The organism is Crenobacter sp. CS_VA4 (genome assembly GCF_055597485.1).
In genome coordinates this window covers 22,821-39,468 of record NZ_JBVMAE010000013.1, presented here as the reverse complement: position 1 = coordinate 39,468, position 16,648 = coordinate 22,821, and the positions used below count along the sequence as shown (strand labels likewise).

Sequence of the window (16,648 nt, the reverse complement as noted above, 5' to 3'; positions counted from 1 at the left end):
AGGAGAAATGCATGAGTGAGAATCAGGCCGTTCACCCGGTGGATGAAAAGCTGCCGCTTGGCCAGCTGTTTACCCTAGGTCTGCAGCACGTGCTGGTGATGTACGCCGGTGCGGTGGCTGTACCGCTAATCATTGGCGGTGCGCTGCACCTGCCCAAGGAGCAGATCGCCTTTCTGATCAGTGCCGACCTGTTTTGTTGCGGGGTCGTCACGCTGTTGCAGTGCATCGGTATCGGCAAGTTCGGCATTCGTCTGCCGGTGATCATGGCGGTGACCTTCGCCGCCGTCGGTCCGATGATCGCGATCGGCACCAACCCGTCACTTGGTTTGCAAGGTATCTATGGCGCGACCATCGCCGCCGGCCTGATCTCGCTCTGCCTGGTTCCACTGGTCGGGAAGGTCATCCGTTTCTTCCCGCCGGTCGTTACCGGCATCGTGATCACCTCGATCGGTCTGTCGATCATCGGCGTGGGCATCAACTGGGCGGCCGGTGGTCGTGGCAACCCTGACTTCGGTAACCCCGTCTACCTGGGTACCTCGCTGGCGGTGCTGGTGTTCATCCTGCTGATCACCCGCTATGTGAAGGGCTTCTTCAGTAACATCGCGGTGCTGCTCGGCATGGGCTTCGGCTTCGTGATCGCGCTGGCGTTGGGCAAGGTTAGCTTCGACGGCCTGGCGCAAGCGGCCTGGTTCGCCCCGATCATGCCGTTCCAGTTCGGCCTGCCGAAGTTCGAGCTGTGGTCGGTGCTGACGCTGACGGTGGTGATGCTGATCACCTTTATCGAATCGATGGGGATGTTCCTGGCGCTCGGTGAACTGGTGGAGCGTCCGGTCGATCAGAAATCGCTGGTGCGCGGCCTGAACGTCGACGCGCTCGGCACGGTGATCGGTGGCCTGTTCAACTCCTTCCCGCACACCTCGTTCTCGCAGAACATCGGCCTGGTTGGCGTGACCGGCGTGCGTAGCCGCTGGGTGGGGGTGATGGCCGGCGCGATTCTGCTGACCTTTGGTCTGGTGCCGAAGATGTCGGTATTGGTGGCGTCGATCCCGACCTTCGTGCTCGGTGGCGCCGGCATCGTGATGTTCGGCATGGTGCTGGCGACCGGTATCAAGATCCTGGGCAAGGTGGACTACGTGAGCAATCGCCACAATATGTACATCGTGGCGATCAGCATCGGCATGGCGATGATCCCGACCGTGTCGCCGGAATTCTTCCACCAGATGCCGAAAGCACTCGCCCCGCTGCTGCACAGCGGCATCCTGCTTGCGACGCTGACGGCGGTGGGCTTGAATCTATACTTTAATGGTGCTAAGGAAGCGGCGGCCGAGGCCGGCCACGGTGAAGTATTGGTGCCCAACGCCGGCGGGGTGTCGCATTAAGTCCGTTCGTCGAGTGAACAGATGATGACATTGCTACTGCATTAAGATATTTTGCATGGAGTGATTGCCGGCGGTTTCTGCTGAAGCCGCCGGCACTTAGCGGTGAATTCATCCGGCTGTCGGACGGCATTGTCCGGCAACCGAATGGAGTTACCCCAGCCCTGGCGGGCTGGATTGCATCCAAGAACAGGTATAGTCGTTACCCGGTTCGTCAGGGCCGGGATTGCTGCAGTATCCGAGTTTTCGACTAGTGTCCTGCATCGTGGTATCACCATCGGAGTCCGGGAGGCCGTTCGGCCAACCTTCTTCCAGAACGGCGGCCAACAGCAGGAGGGGCCAGCCATCGCGGGAACGCAAGTTCCTGCCGGTTGCAGCCGTAACAGCGCCGGCGTTGTGCCATCAGAAAACGACCCGGCGGAACAGGAAGAGGAGAATGACATGACTCACCGTACAACAGTCCGGTTTTTGCTGAACGGCCAGCTGCATGAAGTGGTGCCGACGTCGCCCACCCAGACGCTGCTGACCTACCTTCGCGAGGACGTCGGCGCGACCGGCACCAAGGAAGGCTGTGCCGAGGGTGACTGCGGTGCCTGCACCGTTACCGAGGCCACCCTCGAGGCCGATGGCCAGGTGCACTTCCGCGCCATCAACGCGTGCATCCGTTTCGTGCCGACGCTCGACGGCAAGGCGATCTGGACCGTCGAAGGCGTCGCCCAGCCGGACGGCAGCCTGCACCCGGTCCAGCAGGCGATGGTCGATTGCCACGGTTCGCAGTGCGGTTTCTGCACTCCGGGCTTCGTGATGTCGATGTACACCATGTACCAGAACGGCGACGTCAAGCCGTGCCGAGACGAGGTGCTCGACAACCTGTCGGGCAACCTGTGCCGCTGCACCGGCTACCGTCCGATCATCGACGCGGTCCAGGCCATGGGCGACTACCCGGCGGTCAACCTCGACATTGCCTCCCTCACCGAACAGCTCAAGGCGATCCGTCCGGACCGCACCGTGGCGCTCGAAGGCAACGGCCAGCGCTTCTTCGCGCCGGCGACCACCGCCGAACTGGCCTCTCTCTACGAACAGTACCCTGACGCGATCATCCTCGCCGGTGGTACCGACGTCGGCCTGTGGGTGACCAAACACCTGATGACGCTGCAGACCGTCATCTACCTCGGCAACGTCGAGGAACTGAAGACCATCGAGCAGAGCGACGGCGAGATCCGCATCAACGCCGCCTCGCTGCTCAACGACGCGTTCCCGGTGCTGGTCAAGGAATACCCGGAAGTGGAAGAGATGTGGAAACGCTTCTCGTCGATGCCGATCCGCAACTCCGGCACGCTGGTCGGCAACGTTGCCAACGGCTCGCCGATCGGTGACTCGGCGCCGATCCTAATCGCCATCGGCACCCGCGTGGTGCTGCGCAAGGGCGAACGCCGTCGCGAGCTGGCACTGGAAGACCTCTACCTCGACTACCGCAAGCAGGACCGCGAGCCAGGCGAGTTCGTCGAAGCGATCATCGTGCCGAAACGCCGCGCCGACCAGGCGGTGGCGACCTACAAGCTGTCCAAGCGTTTCGACCAGGACATCTCGGCGGTATGCGGTGCCTACTCGCTGCGCCTCGACAGCGGCAAGGTGGTCGAAGCCCGCATCGCCTACGGCGGCATGGCCGCCACCTCGAAGCGTGCGCTTGCCACCGAGAAGGCGCTGAACGGCCAGGCCTGGGCCGAAGAAACGGTGCGCGCCGCGATGGAGGCGATGGGCGACGATTACCGCCCGATGACCGACATGCGCGCTTCCAGCGACTATCGTATCAAGACGGCTAAGAACCTGCTGTTGCGGTTCTATCTTGAATCTACCGGCGCGGCTGACACCCGTGTGTGATCGCCAAGATACGAATCAGAGATAGAGGAACTACCATGCAAAACATTCAACACCGCACCGTTGGCCAGTCGCTGTTTCACGAAAGCGCCCATCTGCACGTGACCGGTCGTGCCAACTACACCGACGACATCCCCGAGCGCAGCGGCACGCTGCACGCCGCGATGGGTCTGTCCGCCAAGGCGCATGCCAAGATCAAGTCGATGGACCTGTCGGCCGTGAAGAGCGCGCCGGGCGTCATCGCCGTGATCACCCTCGACGACGTGCCGGGCGACAAATACCTCGGCCCGTTCCTGCACGACGAGCCGGTGTTCGCCGACGGTGAAACCCTGTACGTCGGCCAGCCGATGTTCGCCGTTGCGGCGACCAGCCACGACCTGGCGCGCCGCGCCGCCAAGCTGGCCCGCGTCGAATACGAAGACCTGCCGGCGATCCTGACCGCCGAGCAGGGCGCCGAAGCAAAGTCCTACGTGCTGCCGCCGGTCCATATCGCCCGCGGCGACGTCGACGCCAAGCTGGCCGGTGCACCGCACCGCCATGACGGCGACTTCTACGTCGGCGGCCAGGAGCAGTTCTACCTGGAAGGTCAGATCGCCTACGCGCTGCCGGGCGAAGACCAGGACATGCACGTCTACTGCTCGACCCAGCACCCGTCGGAAATGCAGTTCATGGTCGCGCACGCGCTCGGCCAGCCGGTGCACGGCATCAAGGTCGAGTGTCGCCGCATGGGCGGCGGTTTCGGCGGCAAGGAGACCCAGTCGTGGTACTTCGCCACCGTGGCGGCCATTCTCGCGCGCCAAACCGGCAAGCCGGTTAAGCTGCGCGCCGACCGCGACGACGACATGATGATCACCGGCAAGCGCCACGACTTCCGTGCGCTGTTCGACGTCGGTTACGACGACGACGGCCGCATCCTCGGCGTGAAGTTCCAGTATCAGCTGCGTTGCGGCTTTTCGGCCGACCTGTCCGGCCCGGTGGGCGACCGTCAGATCTTCCACTCTGACAACACTTACTACCTCGACACCTTCGATATCCTGTCGATCCGTGCCAAGACCAACACCCAGTCGAACACCGCGTTCCGCGGCTTCGGCGGCCCACAGGGCATCATCGCGATCGAGTACGTGATCGACGACATCGCCCGCAAGCTCGGCAAGGATCCGCTGGAGGTGCGCAAGGTCAACTTCTACGGTAAGACCGAACGCAACGTCACCCCGTATCAGATGACGGTGGAAGACAACGTGATCCATGAACTGGTCGGCCAGCTCGAGGCGAATTCGGAATACCAGAAGCGCCGTGCCGAGATCGACGCGTTCAACGCCACCAGCCCGGTGCTGAAGAAGGGCCTGTCGCTGGTGCCGGTGAAGTTCGGTATCTCGTTCACCGCCACCCAGTTCAACCAGGCCGGTGCGTTGCTGCACATCTACACCGACGGTTCGGTGCTGATCAACCACGGCGGCACCGAAATGGGCCAGGGCCTGAACACCAAGGTCGCTCAAGTGGTGGCCGAGGAACTGGGCATTGACTTCGCCCGCGTGCGCGTGTCGGCGACCGATACCTCCAAGGTACCGAACACCTCGGCGACCGCCGCGTCGACCGGTACCGACCTGAACGGCAAGGCCGCTCAGGACGCCGCGGTGAAGATCAAGGCTGCGCTGGCCGAGTTCGCTGCGACCAAGTACGGCTGCACCACCGACGAGGTGAAGTTCCGCGACAACCAGGTGATCTGCGGCGACAAGGCATCGGTACCGTTCGACGAGTTCGTTCGCGTCGCCTACACCGGCCGCGTGCCGCTGTGGTCGTCGGGTTTCTACCGCACGCCGAAGATCCACTACGACTTCGCCACGCTGACCGGCCGCCCGTTCTTCTACTTCGTGTACGGCGCCGCCTGCTCGGAAGTGATCGTCGATACGCTGACCGGCGAAAACCGCCTGACCCGCGCCGACATCCTGTACGACGCCGGCAGCTCGATCAACCCGGCGATCGACATCGGCCAGATCGAGGGCGGCTTCATCCAGGGGATGGGTTGGCTGACCACCGAGGAGCTGTGGTGGAACAAGGACGGCAAGCTGATGACGCACGCTCCGTCCACCTACAAGATTCCGGCCGTGTCCGACTGCCCGCCGGTGATGAACGTGAAGCTGTTCGAGAACAGCAACGCCGAAGAGAGCATCTACCGCTCCAAGGCGCTGGGTGAACCGCCGCTGCCGCTGGGCATGTCGGTGTTCCTCGCGATCCGCGACGCGATCGCCTCGCTCGGCGAAGGCCGTGTGGCGCCGCCGCTGAACGCCCCGGCCACCGCCGAAGCGATCCTGAACACGATCGAGGTGGTGCAGGCAGAGGCGCGCGCGAAGCAACTGGAGAAGGTGACGGCATGAGCTTTCGCCCGGCAACCGGCGCCAACTGGCTCGCCGTGCTCGGCGCCGCGCAAGCGGCCGGCGAGCCGGCGGTGCTGGTGACGGTCGCGCGGGCCGAAGGCTCCACCCCGCGTCGTCCCGGTGCCCGGATGGTGGTCGGGAGCGACTGGCAGGCCGACACCATCGGTGGCGGCATGCTGGAGTTTCGGGCGATCGACGAGGCGCGTGCGATCCTGGCGCAGGCGGCAGCCGATGCGGCCGCGCCACGCCGGCTGCGGGTGCGCATGTCGCTGGGCGCGAGCCTGGGGCAGTGCTGCGGCGGCGTCGCGCATCTGGCGTTCGAACTGATCGACGCTGCCGATGCCGACTGGCTGCAGCAGCTGGCGCTCGCCGATCGGGCACGCCAGACGCTGGTGCGCCAAGTGCCGTTGCAGTCGAGCGCGCCTCTGACGTTGGCCGAACGCGACGAAGTCGGGGAGACCCGGCTGCTGCGGCTCGATGATGCCGAATGGCTGATCGACGTGGTGCATCCGGCGACGCTGCAGGTGGTGCTGTACGGTGCCGGCCACGTCGGCCAGGCGCTGGTGCACGTGCTGTCGGCGCTGCCGTGTCACGTCACCTGGCTCGACCCGCGCGATGACGTGTTCCCGGCGTCGCTGCCGGGCAACGTCGTCGCCGAATTCGGCGACGAGGGCGACGTGGCGCGTCAGCCGGCCGGTGCCTACTGGCTGATCCTGACGCACAGCCACACGCTCGACTTCGACATCCTCGAAGCGGTGCTGCGCCGCGACGACGCGGCCTACGTCGGCCTGATCGGTTCCAAGTCCAAGCGGGCGAGCTTCGTGCGCCGCCTGCGCGACAAGGGGCTGAGCACCGACAGCATCGATCGGCAGCTGACCTGTCCGATCGGTGTCGGCGGCATTGCCGGCAAGGAGCCGGCGGTGATCGCGGTGGCGGTGGCCGCGCAGCTGTTGCAGCGTTTCGAGGCCAGCCGGCTCACCGAGGCGATGCCGCGGCGTTAAGCTTTGCAGACCGTCGTGTTTCGGGAGGGACGCGACGGTTTTTCTCTTCCCTCCTGCGCCGGTACGCGCTTCAGTCCGCTGGTTTATCTGACCAACGAGCCGAAGCCCGCCAACCGACGTCCAAGGGTTTCGGCAAATTCTTGATCGAGAAGGCTGTCATGACCCGTACTCTGTTTACCCATATTCATACCCTCGCCACCATGGACGACGCGCGCCGCGAAATCGCCGACGCTGCCCTGCTGGTCGAGGACAACCGCATCGTGCGCGTCGGCACCACCGCCGAGCTCGCCAACGAGACGGCCGACCGCGTGGTCGACCTGACCGACCACCTGGTGCTGCCGGGTCTGGTCAACACCCACCACCACATGTACCAGTCGCTGACCCGGGTGATCAAACCGGCGCAGGACTGCGAGCTGTTCGACTGGCTGAAGGCGCTGTACCCGATCTGGGCCGGCTTGACCCCGGAGATGATCCGCGTGTCGACCCAGACCGCGATGGCCGAGCTGCTGCTGTCCGGTTGCACCACCGCCTCGGACCACCTCTACATCTATCCGAACGGCTGCCGCCTCGACGACGCGATCGAAGCCGCTACCGAGATCGGCATGCGTTTCCACGCCAGCCGCGGCGCGATGAGCCTGGGCGAAAGCAAGGGCGGGCTGCCGCCGGACCGCGTGGTCGAGGAAGAGGACGCGATCCTCACCGACATGCGCCGTCTGGTCGAGGCCTATCATGACGCCGAGCGTTTCGCGATGACCCGTATCGTGCTGGCGCCGTGTTCGCCGTTCTCGGTGACCACCGACCTGATGCGCGAGGCGGCCAGCTTGGCGCGCTCGTACGGCGTGTCCCTGCACACCCACCTGGCGGAAAACTACAAGGACATCGACTTCTCGCGCGAAGTGTTCGGCAAGACGCCGACCGAGTACGTCGAGGACCTCGGCTGGGTCGGTCACGATGTCTGGCACGCGCACTGCGTGCAGCTGGACGCCGAAGGGATCGAGCTGTTCGCGCGCACCGGCACCGGCGTGGCGCACTGCCCGTGCTCGAACATGCGCCTGGCCTCCGGCATCGCCCCGATCCGCGGCATGCTCGACGCCGGCGTGAAGGTCGGCCTGGGCGTGGACGGCAGCGCGTCGAACGACGGCGGCCACCTGCTCAACGAGGCGCGCCAGGCGATGCTGCTGCAGCGCGTCGGCCGTACCGACCCGGGCGCGCTGACCGCGCGCGAGGCGCTGTGGATGGCGACCCGCGGTGGTGCCGGTGTGTTGAACCGCGACGACATCGGCCAGCTGTCGCCGGGCTACGCCGCCGACTTCATCACCTTCGACCTGAACCAGCTCGGCTTCTCCGGCGGCCTGTCCGACCCGCTCGCCGCGCTGGTGTTCTGCGCTTCGGCCAACGTGACCAACAGCTTCATAAACGGCCGCCAGGTGATCGACAACGGTCGCCTGACCACCGTAGAAATGGTGCCGCTGATCGGCCGCCACAACGCGCTGGCGCGCGAGCTGATCAACGCCGCGCCGTAAGCGCTTTTCCTCTTCCCGTATGCTTAGGCCAACCTCGTCCGGGGTTGGCCTTTTTTATTGGCTAAGCAGCGGATTTGCCGCTTTTTGTCCATGATCGGCGTCGAACAGCCGGGCAATCTGTCGTGCTAGAATCGTTGGCAATAAATCAATGCATAAGACTTAGGGATTGCCATGTCAGGGAACACTTTTGGCCTGCTGTTTACCGTAACCTCGTTCGGCGAAAGCCATGGGCCGGCGATCGGCTGCGTGGTGGATGGCTGCCCGCCGGGGCTGGAAATCGACGAGGCCTACATCCAGGCCGAACTCGACCGCCGCAAGCCGGGTACCAGCCGTCACGTTACCCAGCGTCGCGAGCCGGATACGGTCGAGATCCTGTCCGGCGTGTTCGAAGGCAAGACCACCGGCACGCCGATCGCGCTGCTGATCCGCAACACCGACCAGCGCAGCAAGGACTACGGCAATATCGCCGATACCTTCCGCCCGGGGCACGCCGATTACACCTACTGGCATAAGTACGGCATCCGCGACTACCGCGGCGGCGGGCGCAGCTCGGCGCGTGAGACCGCGGTACGGGTGGCCGCCGGCGCGATCGCCAAGAAATGGTTGGCCGAGAAATATGGCATTGTAATTCGCGGCCACATGAGCCAAATTGGTGAAAAGGTGATCCCGTTCAAGAGCTGGGACGATGTGCCGACCAACCCCTTCTTTGCCGCCGACAGCAGCGTGGTCGACGAGCTGGAGGCGTATATGGACAGCATCCGCAAGAGCCTCGATTCGGTCGGCGCCAAGCTGCGCGTCGTCGCCGAGAATGTACCGGTGGGCTGGGGTGAGCCGGTATTCGATCGTCTGGACGCCGATATCGCCTACGCGATGATGAGCATCAACGCGGTGAAGGGCGTCGAGATCGGTGCCGGCTTCGGCAGCGTTACGCAGCGCGGCTCCGAGCACGGCGACGAACTGACGCCGACCGGCTTTGCCAGCAACCATGCCGGCGGTATTCTGGGCGGCATTTCCACCGGCCAGGACATCGAGGTGTCGATTGCGATCAAACCGACCTCCAGTATTGCCACGCCGCGCCGATCTATCGATAAACAGGGTAATCCGGTGCAGATGGAAACGCACGGCCGCCACGACCCTTGCGTGGGTATCCGCGCTACGCCGATCGCCGAGGCGATGTTGGCGCTGACGCTGATCGATCATGCATTGCGGCACCGTGCGCAGTGCGGCGATGTGGTGGTGACGACGCCACGTATCGCGGCCCGTCAGCCATAACCGATCGGCAGCCTTGGGCTGCCGTTTTTATTTTTTTACAGGTCTATGCTCAAACACCTGCTCGAAGGTCTGACTAGCGGCTTTGGCCGCCAACGTGAAACCGAACCCTCGGCCGGCACGCCCGCCGGCGCGCCGGTAGAGGCAGAAGCGGCCGAGCTGCCGCCGTCGCTCGGCTTCGTGTCGCATCAGCCGCTCTACGACAAGCAGCTGAAGGTGGTGGCGTACGCGTTGTCGGTGCGGCGCGGCAAACGGCCGCTTAACTCGGCGCTCCAGCAGGCCGAGTTCGACCGGTTGATGCTCGGCACGCTGAAGAACCTCGACGTCGGCAAGTTGCTCGCGTACCGCAAGGCCTTCGTGCCGGTGTCGCTGCACGCGTTGGACGATGCGCTGTTGACCGAGCTGCCGGCGACGAGCGTGATCTACCGGCTCGAACCGCCGCTGGCCGGCGAGGCGCTCGATCGGCCGCTGCTGGAGCGGCTCGACCGCTTGCAGAGTTATGGCTATCGCTTCGCGCTGGAGCCGGCACGCTTTGATGCCGAGCAGTTCGAGCTGTTTCGCCGGATGAACTTCTTCATCGTCGACTTCGCCGCGCCGGCACCGCAGGTGCTGGAGCCGTTCCTCGAGCAGCTGCCGCAGCGCTATCCCAAGGCGCGCTGGATCGGGTTCAACATCGGCTCGGCCGAAGAGCTCGACCTGTGCCTGCACGGCGTCGGCGCGCGCCAGTTCGCACTGTTCCACGGCGCGATCCTGCCGCTGTTGAAGAGCCTCGACGAGAACGAGCGGATCGACACCGAGCAGCTGCGCATCCTCGAGATCATGCGGCTATTGCGCGCCAACACCGACAGCAGCCAGATCGAGGCGCAGTTCAAGCGCGACTCGGTGCTGCTGTTCAAGCTGCTGCGCTTCATCAACACGCCGAGCAACGGCTTTGCCAAGGAAGTGCAGACCATCGAGGAGTCGCTGTTGCTGCTCGGTCGCGAGACCTTGTTCAAGTGGCTGTCGATGCTGCTGTTCACCGCCAAGAAGGAGTGCGCGCGCTCGTTCGGCCTGCTGGAAAAGTCGCTGATCCGCGCCCGCTTCATGGAAAAGCTCGGCAATGTGCGCAGTCGAGTCGAGCGCGAGCAGCTGTTCCTGACCGGGATGTTTTCGGTGCTCGACGCCTTGCTCGGCAAGCCGCTCGAGGTTGCGCTCGAGCCGCTCGACCTGCCGGCGCCGGTACAGGCGGCGTTGCTGCAGCACAGCGGCGCGTTTGCCGACCGTTACGCGCTGGCGCTGGCGTGCGAGGCCGGCGACGTCGAGCAGATCGACCCCTTGGTGCAGCGGCTCGACTGCGACGCGGCGCAGATCAGCCAGTACTACGCCGAAGCGGTGCTGTGGGCGCAAGAGATTCTGCAGCAGGGCACCTTGGGCGACGGTGACGGCTGAGCCTTGCTGAACCCCGACTGGAATGCCAGCGCCCCGCTCAAAGCGGGGCGTTGTCGTTGGTGGGCTACTCGCCGGTGGTAGCCGGCTTGCGGCGCGGGCTGCGCCGCGGCTTCTTCTCGGCCTGGCGGCTGCGGTAGTAGGCTTCGAGCGCCTCTTCGGCGTTGATGATGTGCTGGCGCAGGAAGGCGGCGGCGCTGATCGCGTCCTTGCACCGGCACAGCGCCAGCAGTTCGGTGTGCTCGCGGTGCGCGCGGTCGCTGAAGTCGGTGAGCAGGATCTGCATCCGGGTGTAGCGGTCGGTACGGTTGTGCAGCTGCTCGATCAGCGCCAGCGTCTGCGGCCGGTTGGCGGCCCGGTACAGCGCCAAGTGGAACTGGGCGTTGAGGATGCCCCAGGTGTTGACGTCCTTTTCCTTTAGCGCGGTTTCGAAGCGCGCGAGCAGCGCCTCGGCCTTGTCGAGGTCGGCCTGGGTCTGGCGTGGGATCGCCTCGAGCAGCACATCGCACTCGAGCAGCACCCGAACCCGCAGCAGTTCGACGATCTCGACCAGCGACAGCTGCGACACCACCGCGCCGCGGTGGTCGTTGATGCTGACCAGACCCTCGGCCTCGAGCTGGCGCAGCGCCTCGCGCAGCGGTACGCGGCTGATGCCCAGCTCGCGCGACAGTGCGACCTGGCGCAACTGGGTGCCATCCGGCCATTCGCCGGTGAGGATGCGCTGGCGCAGCGCGTCGGCGGTGCTGGAGGTGAGGGTTTGGCGCGGTGCGTCGCTGGGCTTGTCGGACATGGTGTTCTCTTTCAGTAGGCGCTAACAGTACCACAGCGGGCCGCGGCAGAAAAAAGCCCCCGTGCGGGGGGCGTAAGGTGGAAACACCAGGGTAAAAGGGTCATGCGGCGACGTAGGTGGTCTTTACCGCGGTGTAGAACTCCATGGCGTAGCGCCCCTGTTCGCGCGGGCCGTAGCTCGACGCCTTGCGGCCGCCGAACGGCACGTGATAGTCGACCCCGGCGGTCGGCAGGTTGACCATCACCATGCCGGCCTCCGCGTGGCGGCGGAAATGGCTGGCGTGCTTCAGCGAGCCGGTGCAGATGCCGGCGACGAGGCCATATGGAGTGTCGTTGGCGAGCGCCAGCGCGTGCTCGTAGTCGTCGGCCTTCATCACCGCCGCGATCGGGCCGAAGATCTCCTCGCGGTACAGCGGCTGCGCCGGATCGCCACCGGCAAACAGCGCCGGCGCTAGGTAATGGCCGCGGGTCGGCCGCTCGAGCAGCTCTCCGCCGCATAACAGTTCGGCACCGTGCCGGCGTGCGTCGGCGATCGCCGCCAGGTTCTTGGCGAGCTGGTCGGCGCTCGCGACCGGGCCGATCTGGCTGTCCGGCGCCAGTGCGTGGCCGACGCGCAGCGCGGCGCAGCGTTCGGCCAAGCGGGCGACGAAGGCGTCGTGGATGCCGGCAGTGACGATCAGCCGGCTGCTGGCGGTGCAGCGTTGGCCGGTGGAATAGAACGCGCCGTTCAGCGCCGCCTCGACCGCGAGCTCGAGATCGGCGTCGTCGAGCACCACCAGTGGATTCTTGCCGCCCATCTCCAGCTGCACCTTGATGCTGCGCGCCGCGCAGTCGACGGCCAGCTGACGGCCGGTCGCCTGCGAGCCGGTGAAGCTCAAGGCATCGATGCCGGCGTCGAGCAGCGCCGGGCCCAGCTCGCGACCCGGGCCGATCACCAGGTTGAATACCCCGGCCGGCACGCCGGCGCGCTGCAGGATGTCGGCGAGCGCCCAGGCGCTGCCCGGCACCAGTTCGGCCGGCTTCAGCACCACGGTGTTGCCGAACGCCAGGGCCGGCGCCACCTTCCACGCCGGGATCGCGATCGGGAAGTTCCACGGCGTGATCAGCCCGACCACGCCGACCGGCTCGCGCGACACCATCACCTCGACCCCCGCCCGCACCGACGGCAGCGCCTCGCCCGCCAGCCGCAGGGCCTCGCCGGCGAAGAAGCGGAAGATCTGCCCGGCACGCACGACCTCGCCGACCGCTTCGGTCAGGGTCTTGCCTTCCTCGCGCGCCAGCAGGGTGCCGAGCTCGCGCTGGCGCGCGAGGATCTCGGCGGCGACCCGCTCGAGCAGGTCGGCGCGCTGCTGCGGCGTGGTGGCGCGCCAGCCGGGCAGGGCGGCGCGCGCGGCGGCCACCGCCTCGCGCACCGTCGCCGCGTCGGCCTGCGCGTACTCGCCGACAGGGTCGGCTAGGTCCGACGGGTTGTCGTTGAGCAGCACGGCGCGGCTCTCTCGCCATTCGCCGCCGATCAGGTTGGCATGCATCGTGGGGCTCCTCACAACGCCGGCAGGGCGGGGCGGCGGTCCAGGCCGGCCTGGATGATGCCGGCGACCCGCTCGCGCTCGGCCCCGGCCAGCGGCAGCCGCGGCGCGCGCACATGCTCGGTACCGACGCCGATCAGCGCTTCGGCCAGCTTCAGGTTCTGCACCAGCTTGGTCGACACGTCCAGGTGCAAGAGCGGCGCGAACCAGCGGTAGATCGCGCGCGCCTCGTCGATCCGGCCAGCCTGGACTAGCCGGTAGATCGCCACCGTCTCCTTCGGGAACGCCACCACCAGCCCGGCCACCCAGCCGTCGGCCCCCATCAGCAGGCTCTCCAGCGCCAGGTCATCGACGCCGGAGAACAGCGCGTAGCGCTCGCCGACCACGTTGATCAGGTCGGTGAGGCGGCGCACGTCGCCGGACGATTCCTTGATCGCGACGAAGCGCGGCTCGTCGGCGAGCTCGGCGAACATCGCCGGGGTCACGTCCACGCCGTAGGCGAGCGGGTTGTTGTAGACCATGATCGGCAGGTTGCTGGCGGCGGCGACGCGACGGAAGTGGTTGACCGTCTCGCGGGCGTCGGACACGTAGCGCAGCGCCGGCAGCACCATCAGCCCGGCCGCGCCGGCCTGTTCGGCACGGCGGGCCAGCGCGCAGGCGTCGCGGGTGCTGTCCTCGGCGATGGTCAGCAGCACCGGCACCCGGCCGGCCGCTTCGGCCAACGCGGCCTCGAGCAGCGCGATCTTCTCGTCGGCGTTCAGCGTCGACGCCTCGCCGAGCGAGCCGGCGAGGATGATGCCGTCGACCCCGCAGTCGATCTGCCAGTCGATGTGGCGGCGGGTCGCTTCGAGGTCCAGCGATTCGTCGGCGTGAAACTTGGTGGTGACGGCGGGGAACACCCCTTTCCAGCGTGCGTGCATTGCTCTCTCCTTGGCAGTGGGCCCGGTCGGGCTTTGCAAAAAATGTATACAAAATTTGCCGTAATTGCATGCATAAAATGCGCTGTTGCAGACAAGACTCAACGTGTATTCATCGCATTGCTGCGCTTGAAATCCAATGAATATAGGCATTTTGTCTCAGTTTTTGCGAGATTTTGCTGCGCTGCAACGGTGTTGTATTTCGATTTTTCGTCGATTTTTATTGTATTCAAAAATGCCATTGCCTACAGTGGTTGCAAACCCGAGGAGGCAGCGAGATGGCAGTGAGCGAATTCGAGTGCATCGACGGCCACACCTGTGGCAACCCGGTGCGGCTGGTGGTAAAGGGCGCGCCGACATTGCACGGCGATACCCAGGCCGAGCGCCGGCAGGACTTCCTGGCGCGCTACGACTGGATGCGCACCGGACTGATGTTCGAGCCGCGCGGCCACGCGCAGATGTCCGGCGCGTTCCTGTATCCGCCGACCCGCGACGACTGCGACGTGGCGGTGCTGTTCATCGAGACCAGCGGCTGCCTGCCGATGTGCGGCCACGGCACCATCGGCGTGGTGACGCTGGCGATCGAACACGGCGTGGTGGAGCCTAAGACCCCAGGAGTGCTGAATCTCGACACCCCGGCCGGCAAGGTGGTGGCGCACTACACGCAGGTCGGCCGCAAGGTGAGGTCGGTGCGGATCACCAACGTGCCGTCCTTCCTGTACCTGCGCGACGTGTCGGTGGCGCTGTCGGCGCTCGGCGAGATCCGCGTCGACATCGCCTACGGCGGCAACTTCTATCCGATCGTCGAGCGCCAGGCCAACTACCGCGACATGGCCGATTACAGCCCGGCGCAGCTGGTGTCTATGGGCCGCGAACTGCGCGACGAGCTCAATCGCCGCTACGACATCGTCCACCCGCTCGATCCGAACATCCGCGGCGTGCGCCACGTGCAGTGGACCGGCGAGGCGACCACAGAGGGCGCGCATGGCCGCAACGCGGTGCTGTACGGCGAGTCGGCACTGGATCGCTCGCCCTGCGGCACCGGCACCTCGGCGCGGCTGGCGCAGCGCTACGGCCGCGGCCTGCTGAAACCGGGCGAGCCGTTCGTGCACGAGAGCCTGATCGGCAGCCAGTTCATCGGCCGCATCGAGGCGGAAACCACGGTCGGCGACTACCCGGCGATCGTGCCGAGCATCGAGGGCTGGGCGGTGGTCACCGGCTACAACCGCCTCCTGCTCGACGATGCCGACCCGTACGTGCACGGCTTCGAGGTGGCCTGAGATGGCGGCAGAGCATGTGGCCGAATCGGTGATCGTCGTCGGGGCGGGGGTGGTCGGCATCGCCTGCGCGCTGCAGCTGCGCCTGGCCGGTTTCGACGTGACGCTGCTCGACCGCGGCGAGCCGGCGCGCGAGACCTCTTACGGCAACGCCGGCGCGTTCGCGATCAGCGACATCATTCCGCTCGCCGAACCGGGGGTGCTCGCCAAGGTGCCGGGCTGGATGCTCGACCCGCTCGGCCCGCTGGCACTGCGCTGGCGTTATCTGCCCAGCTTGGCGCCGTGGCTGGCGCGCTTCGTCGCCGCCAGTCGGCCCAGGCGGGTCGCCGAGCTGACCCGGGCGCTGGCGGCGCTGCTCGGGCGGGTCAACGCCGACTATGAACCTTTGATCGAACGCGCCGGGGTCGGGGCACTGTGGCGCCGTCATGGCTCGCTGACGCTGTACCGCGACGCGGCGGAGCTGGCCGCAGCGCAAGGTGGCTGGGACGAGAAGCGCCGCCACGGGGTCGGCTGGGAGCGGCTGGCGAACGGCGCGCTGCGCGAGCACGAACCGGTGCTCAACGGCGGCTGGCAATGCGCGATCCGCGTGCTGGACTGGTCGCATGTCGACGACCCGTACCTGTTCAGCCGCGGCCTGTTCGACGCATTCCTGCGGGAGGGCGGACGCTTCGTGCAGCAGGAGGTCGGCAGTCTCGCGATCGAGCACGGTCGGGTGGTCGGGGTCGACACGGCGGGGCAGGGGCGGCTGAGCGCCGACCGGGTGGTGGTCGCCTGCGGCGTCTGGAGCGACCGCTTCACCCGCCGCTACCGGATGCCGCTTCAGAGCGAGCGCGGCTACCACGTCACCCTGCCGCACGCCGGGGTGACGCTGCACCACTTCATCCAATGCGCGAGCGAGAGCTTCGTGATCCTGCCGATGGCCGATGGCGGGCTGCGTCTGGCCGGCACGGTCGAGCTCGCCAGCCGCGATGCGCCGCCCGACTGGCGCCGTGCGCACATCTTGATCGACAAGGCCAAGCGCATCGTCGGCGAGTTCTGCACCGACGGGATGAGCGTCTGGATGGGCAATAGGCCGTCGCTGCCGGACACCGTGCCGGTGATCGGCCCGGCGCCCGACGTCGCCGGGCTGTACTTCGCGTTCGGCCACGGCCACCTCGGCCTGACGCTGGCCGCGACCACCGGCGCGCTGATCCGCGACCTGGTCGCCGGTGCCGTACCCGACATCGATATCCGGCCGTACCGGCTCGACCGCTTCTGAGGTCGGCCCCTTTAAAACACGGCCACCCGCGATG

The 16,648-nt window shown here is 66.3% G+C and carries 12 protein-coding genes; 9 read left to right on the top strand and 3 right to left on the bottom strand.

Going from position 1 to position 16,648, the window contains the following annotated elements:
* The first annotated feature begins 11 nt into the window (after positions 1-11).
* From ACZ2IA_RS13580 to ACZ2IA_RS13550, 7 genes are all read left to right on the top strand, one after another.
* Positions 12-1,379 (top strand): nucleobase:cation symporter-2 family protein, encoded by a 1,368-nt coding sequence (locus ACZ2IA_RS13580; protein ID WP_470293119.1) that lies wholly within the window; start codon positions 12-14, stop codon positions 1,377-1,379.
* A 438-nt stretch (positions 1,380-1,817) separates the two neighbouring features.
* Positions 1,818-3,257 (top strand): xanthine dehydrogenase small subunit, encoded by a 1,440-nt coding sequence (xdhA, locus tag ACZ2IA_RS13575; RefSeq protein WP_470293118.1) that lies wholly within the window; start codon positions 1,818-1,820, stop codon positions 3,255-3,257.
* 35 nt (positions 3,258-3,292) lie between these two features.
* Complete coding sequence (xdhB, locus tag ACZ2IA_RS13570) at positions 3,293-5,629, top strand: xanthine dehydrogenase molybdopterin binding subunit (protein WP_470293117.1); 2,337 nt, start codon at positions 3,293-3,295, stop codon at positions 5,627-5,629.
* Positions 5,626-6,630, top strand: a complete 1,005-nt coding sequence (gene xdhC, locus ACZ2IA_RS13565; protein WP_470293116.1) for a xanthine dehydrogenase accessory protein XdhC — start codon at positions 5,626-5,628, stop codon at positions 6,628-6,630. Before xdhB ends, xdhC begins: the two co-directional genes overlap by 4 nt.
* 158 nt (positions 6,631-6,788) lie before the next feature.
* The gene (locus tag ACZ2IA_RS13560) at positions 6,789-8,153 is read left to right on the top strand and encodes an 8-oxoguanine deaminase (protein WP_470293115.1); all 1,365 of its coding nucleotides are present in this window, start codon (positions 6,789-6,791) and stop codon (positions 8,151-8,153) included.
* Between the two features lie 171 nt (positions 8,154-8,324).
* Entirely contained in the window at positions 8,325-9,425 is a 1,101-nt protein-coding gene (gene aroC, locus ACZ2IA_RS13555) for a chorismate synthase (protein WP_470293114.1), read from the top strand.
* Between the two features lie 45 nt (positions 9,426-9,470).
* Positions 9,471-10,850 carry an EAL and HDOD domain-containing protein gene (locus tag ACZ2IA_RS13550; RefSeq protein WP_470293113.1) on the top strand — a complete coding sequence of 460 codons (1,380 nt, stop codon included), beginning with the start codon at positions 9,471-9,473 and terminating at the stop codon, positions 10,848-10,850.
* Positions 10,851-10,914: 64 nt separating this feature from the next.
* Here ACZ2IA_RS13550 and ACZ2IA_RS13545 read toward each other — a convergent pair whose 3' ends face one another.
* The 3 genes from ACZ2IA_RS13545 to ACZ2IA_RS13535 all read right to left on the bottom strand — a co-directional run bounded on the left by ACZ2IA_RS13545 (position 10,915) and on the right by ACZ2IA_RS13535 (position 14,082).
* Positions 10,915-11,637, bottom strand: a complete 723-nt coding sequence (locus ACZ2IA_RS13545; RefSeq protein ID WP_470293112.1) for a GntR family transcriptional regulator — start codon at positions 11,635-11,637, stop codon at positions 10,915-10,917.
* Between the two features lie 100 nt (positions 11,638-11,737).
* Positions 11,738-13,165, bottom strand: a complete 1,428-nt coding sequence (locus ACZ2IA_RS13540) for an aldehyde dehydrogenase family protein (protein WP_470293111.1) — start codon at positions 13,163-13,165, stop codon at positions 11,738-11,740.
* An 11-nt stretch (positions 13,166-13,176) separates the two neighbouring features.
* Positions 13,177-14,082: a dihydrodipicolinate synthase family protein gene (locus tag ACZ2IA_RS13535; RefSeq protein WP_470293110.1), complete on the bottom strand. Its 906-nt coding sequence runs from the start codon at positions 14,080-14,082 to the stop codon at positions 13,177-13,179.
* A gap of 275 nt (positions 14,083-14,357) precedes the next feature.
* On the opposite strand from ACZ2IA_RS13535, the gene ACZ2IA_RS13530 reads away from it, so the two are divergent.
* Both ACZ2IA_RS13530 and ACZ2IA_RS13525 read left to right on the top strand, forming a co-directional pair.
* Complete coding sequence (locus ACZ2IA_RS13530; protein WP_470293109.1) at positions 14,358-15,359, top strand: 4-hydroxyproline epimerase; 1,002 nt, start codon at positions 14,358-14,360, stop codon at positions 15,357-15,359.
* Position 15,360: 1 nt separating this feature from the next.
* The gene (locus ACZ2IA_RS13525; protein WP_470293108.1) at positions 15,361-16,614 is read left to right on the top strand and encodes an NAD(P)/FAD-dependent oxidoreductase; all 1,254 of its coding nucleotides are present in this window, start codon (positions 15,361-15,363) and stop codon (positions 16,612-16,614) included.
* The last annotated feature ends 34 nt before the right edge of the window (positions 16,615-16,648 follow it).

What these genes read in the sequence shown, in the direction of transcription:
- ACZ2IA_RS13580 (WP_470293119.1), top strand. Translation starts at nt 12, where the DNA reads ATGAGTGAGAATCAGGCCGTTCACCCGGTGGATGAAAAGCTGCCGCTT.
- xdhA (WP_470293118.1), top strand. Translation starts at nt 1,818, where the DNA reads ATGACTCACCGTACAACAGTCCGGTTTTTGCTGAACGGCCAGCTGCAT.
- xdhB (WP_470293117.1), top strand. Translation starts at nt 3,293, where the DNA reads ATGCAAAACATTCAACACCGCACCGTTGGCCAGTCGCTGTTTCACGAA.
- xdhC (WP_470293116.1), top strand. Translation starts at nt 5,626, where the DNA reads ATGAGCTTTCGCCCGGCAACCGGCGCCAACTGGCTCGCCGTGCTCGGC.
- ACZ2IA_RS13560 (WP_470293115.1), top strand. Translation starts at nt 6,789, where the DNA reads ATGACCCGTACTCTGTTTACCCATATTCATACCCTCGCCACCATGGAC.
- aroC (WP_470293114.1), top strand. Translation starts at nt 8,325, where the DNA reads ATGTCAGGGAACACTTTTGGCCTGCTGTTTACCGTAACCTCGTTCGGC.
- ACZ2IA_RS13550 (WP_470293113.1), top strand. Translation starts at nt 9,471, where the DNA reads ATGCTCAAACACCTGCTCGAAGGTCTGACTAGCGGCTTTGGCCGCCAA.
- ACZ2IA_RS13545 (WP_470293112.1), bottom strand. Translation starts at nt 11,637, where the DNA reads ATGTCCGACAAGCCCAGCGACGCACCGCGCCAAACCCTCACCTCCAGC.
- ACZ2IA_RS13540 (WP_470293111.1), bottom strand. Translation starts at nt 13,165, where the DNA reads ATGCATGCCAACCTGATCGGCGGCGAATGGCGAGAGAGCCGCGCCGTG.
- ACZ2IA_RS13535 (WP_470293110.1), bottom strand. Translation starts at nt 14,082, where the DNA reads ATGCACGCACGCTGGAAAGGGGTGTTCCCCGCCGTCACCACCAAGTTT.
- ACZ2IA_RS13530 (WP_470293109.1), top strand. Translation starts at nt 14,358, where the DNA reads ATGGCAGTGAGCGAATTCGAGTGCATCGACGGCCACACCTGTGGCAAC.
- ACZ2IA_RS13525 (WP_470293108.1), top strand. Translation starts at nt 15,361, where the DNA reads ATGGCGGCAGAGCATGTGGCCGAATCGGTGATCGTCGTCGGGGCGGGG.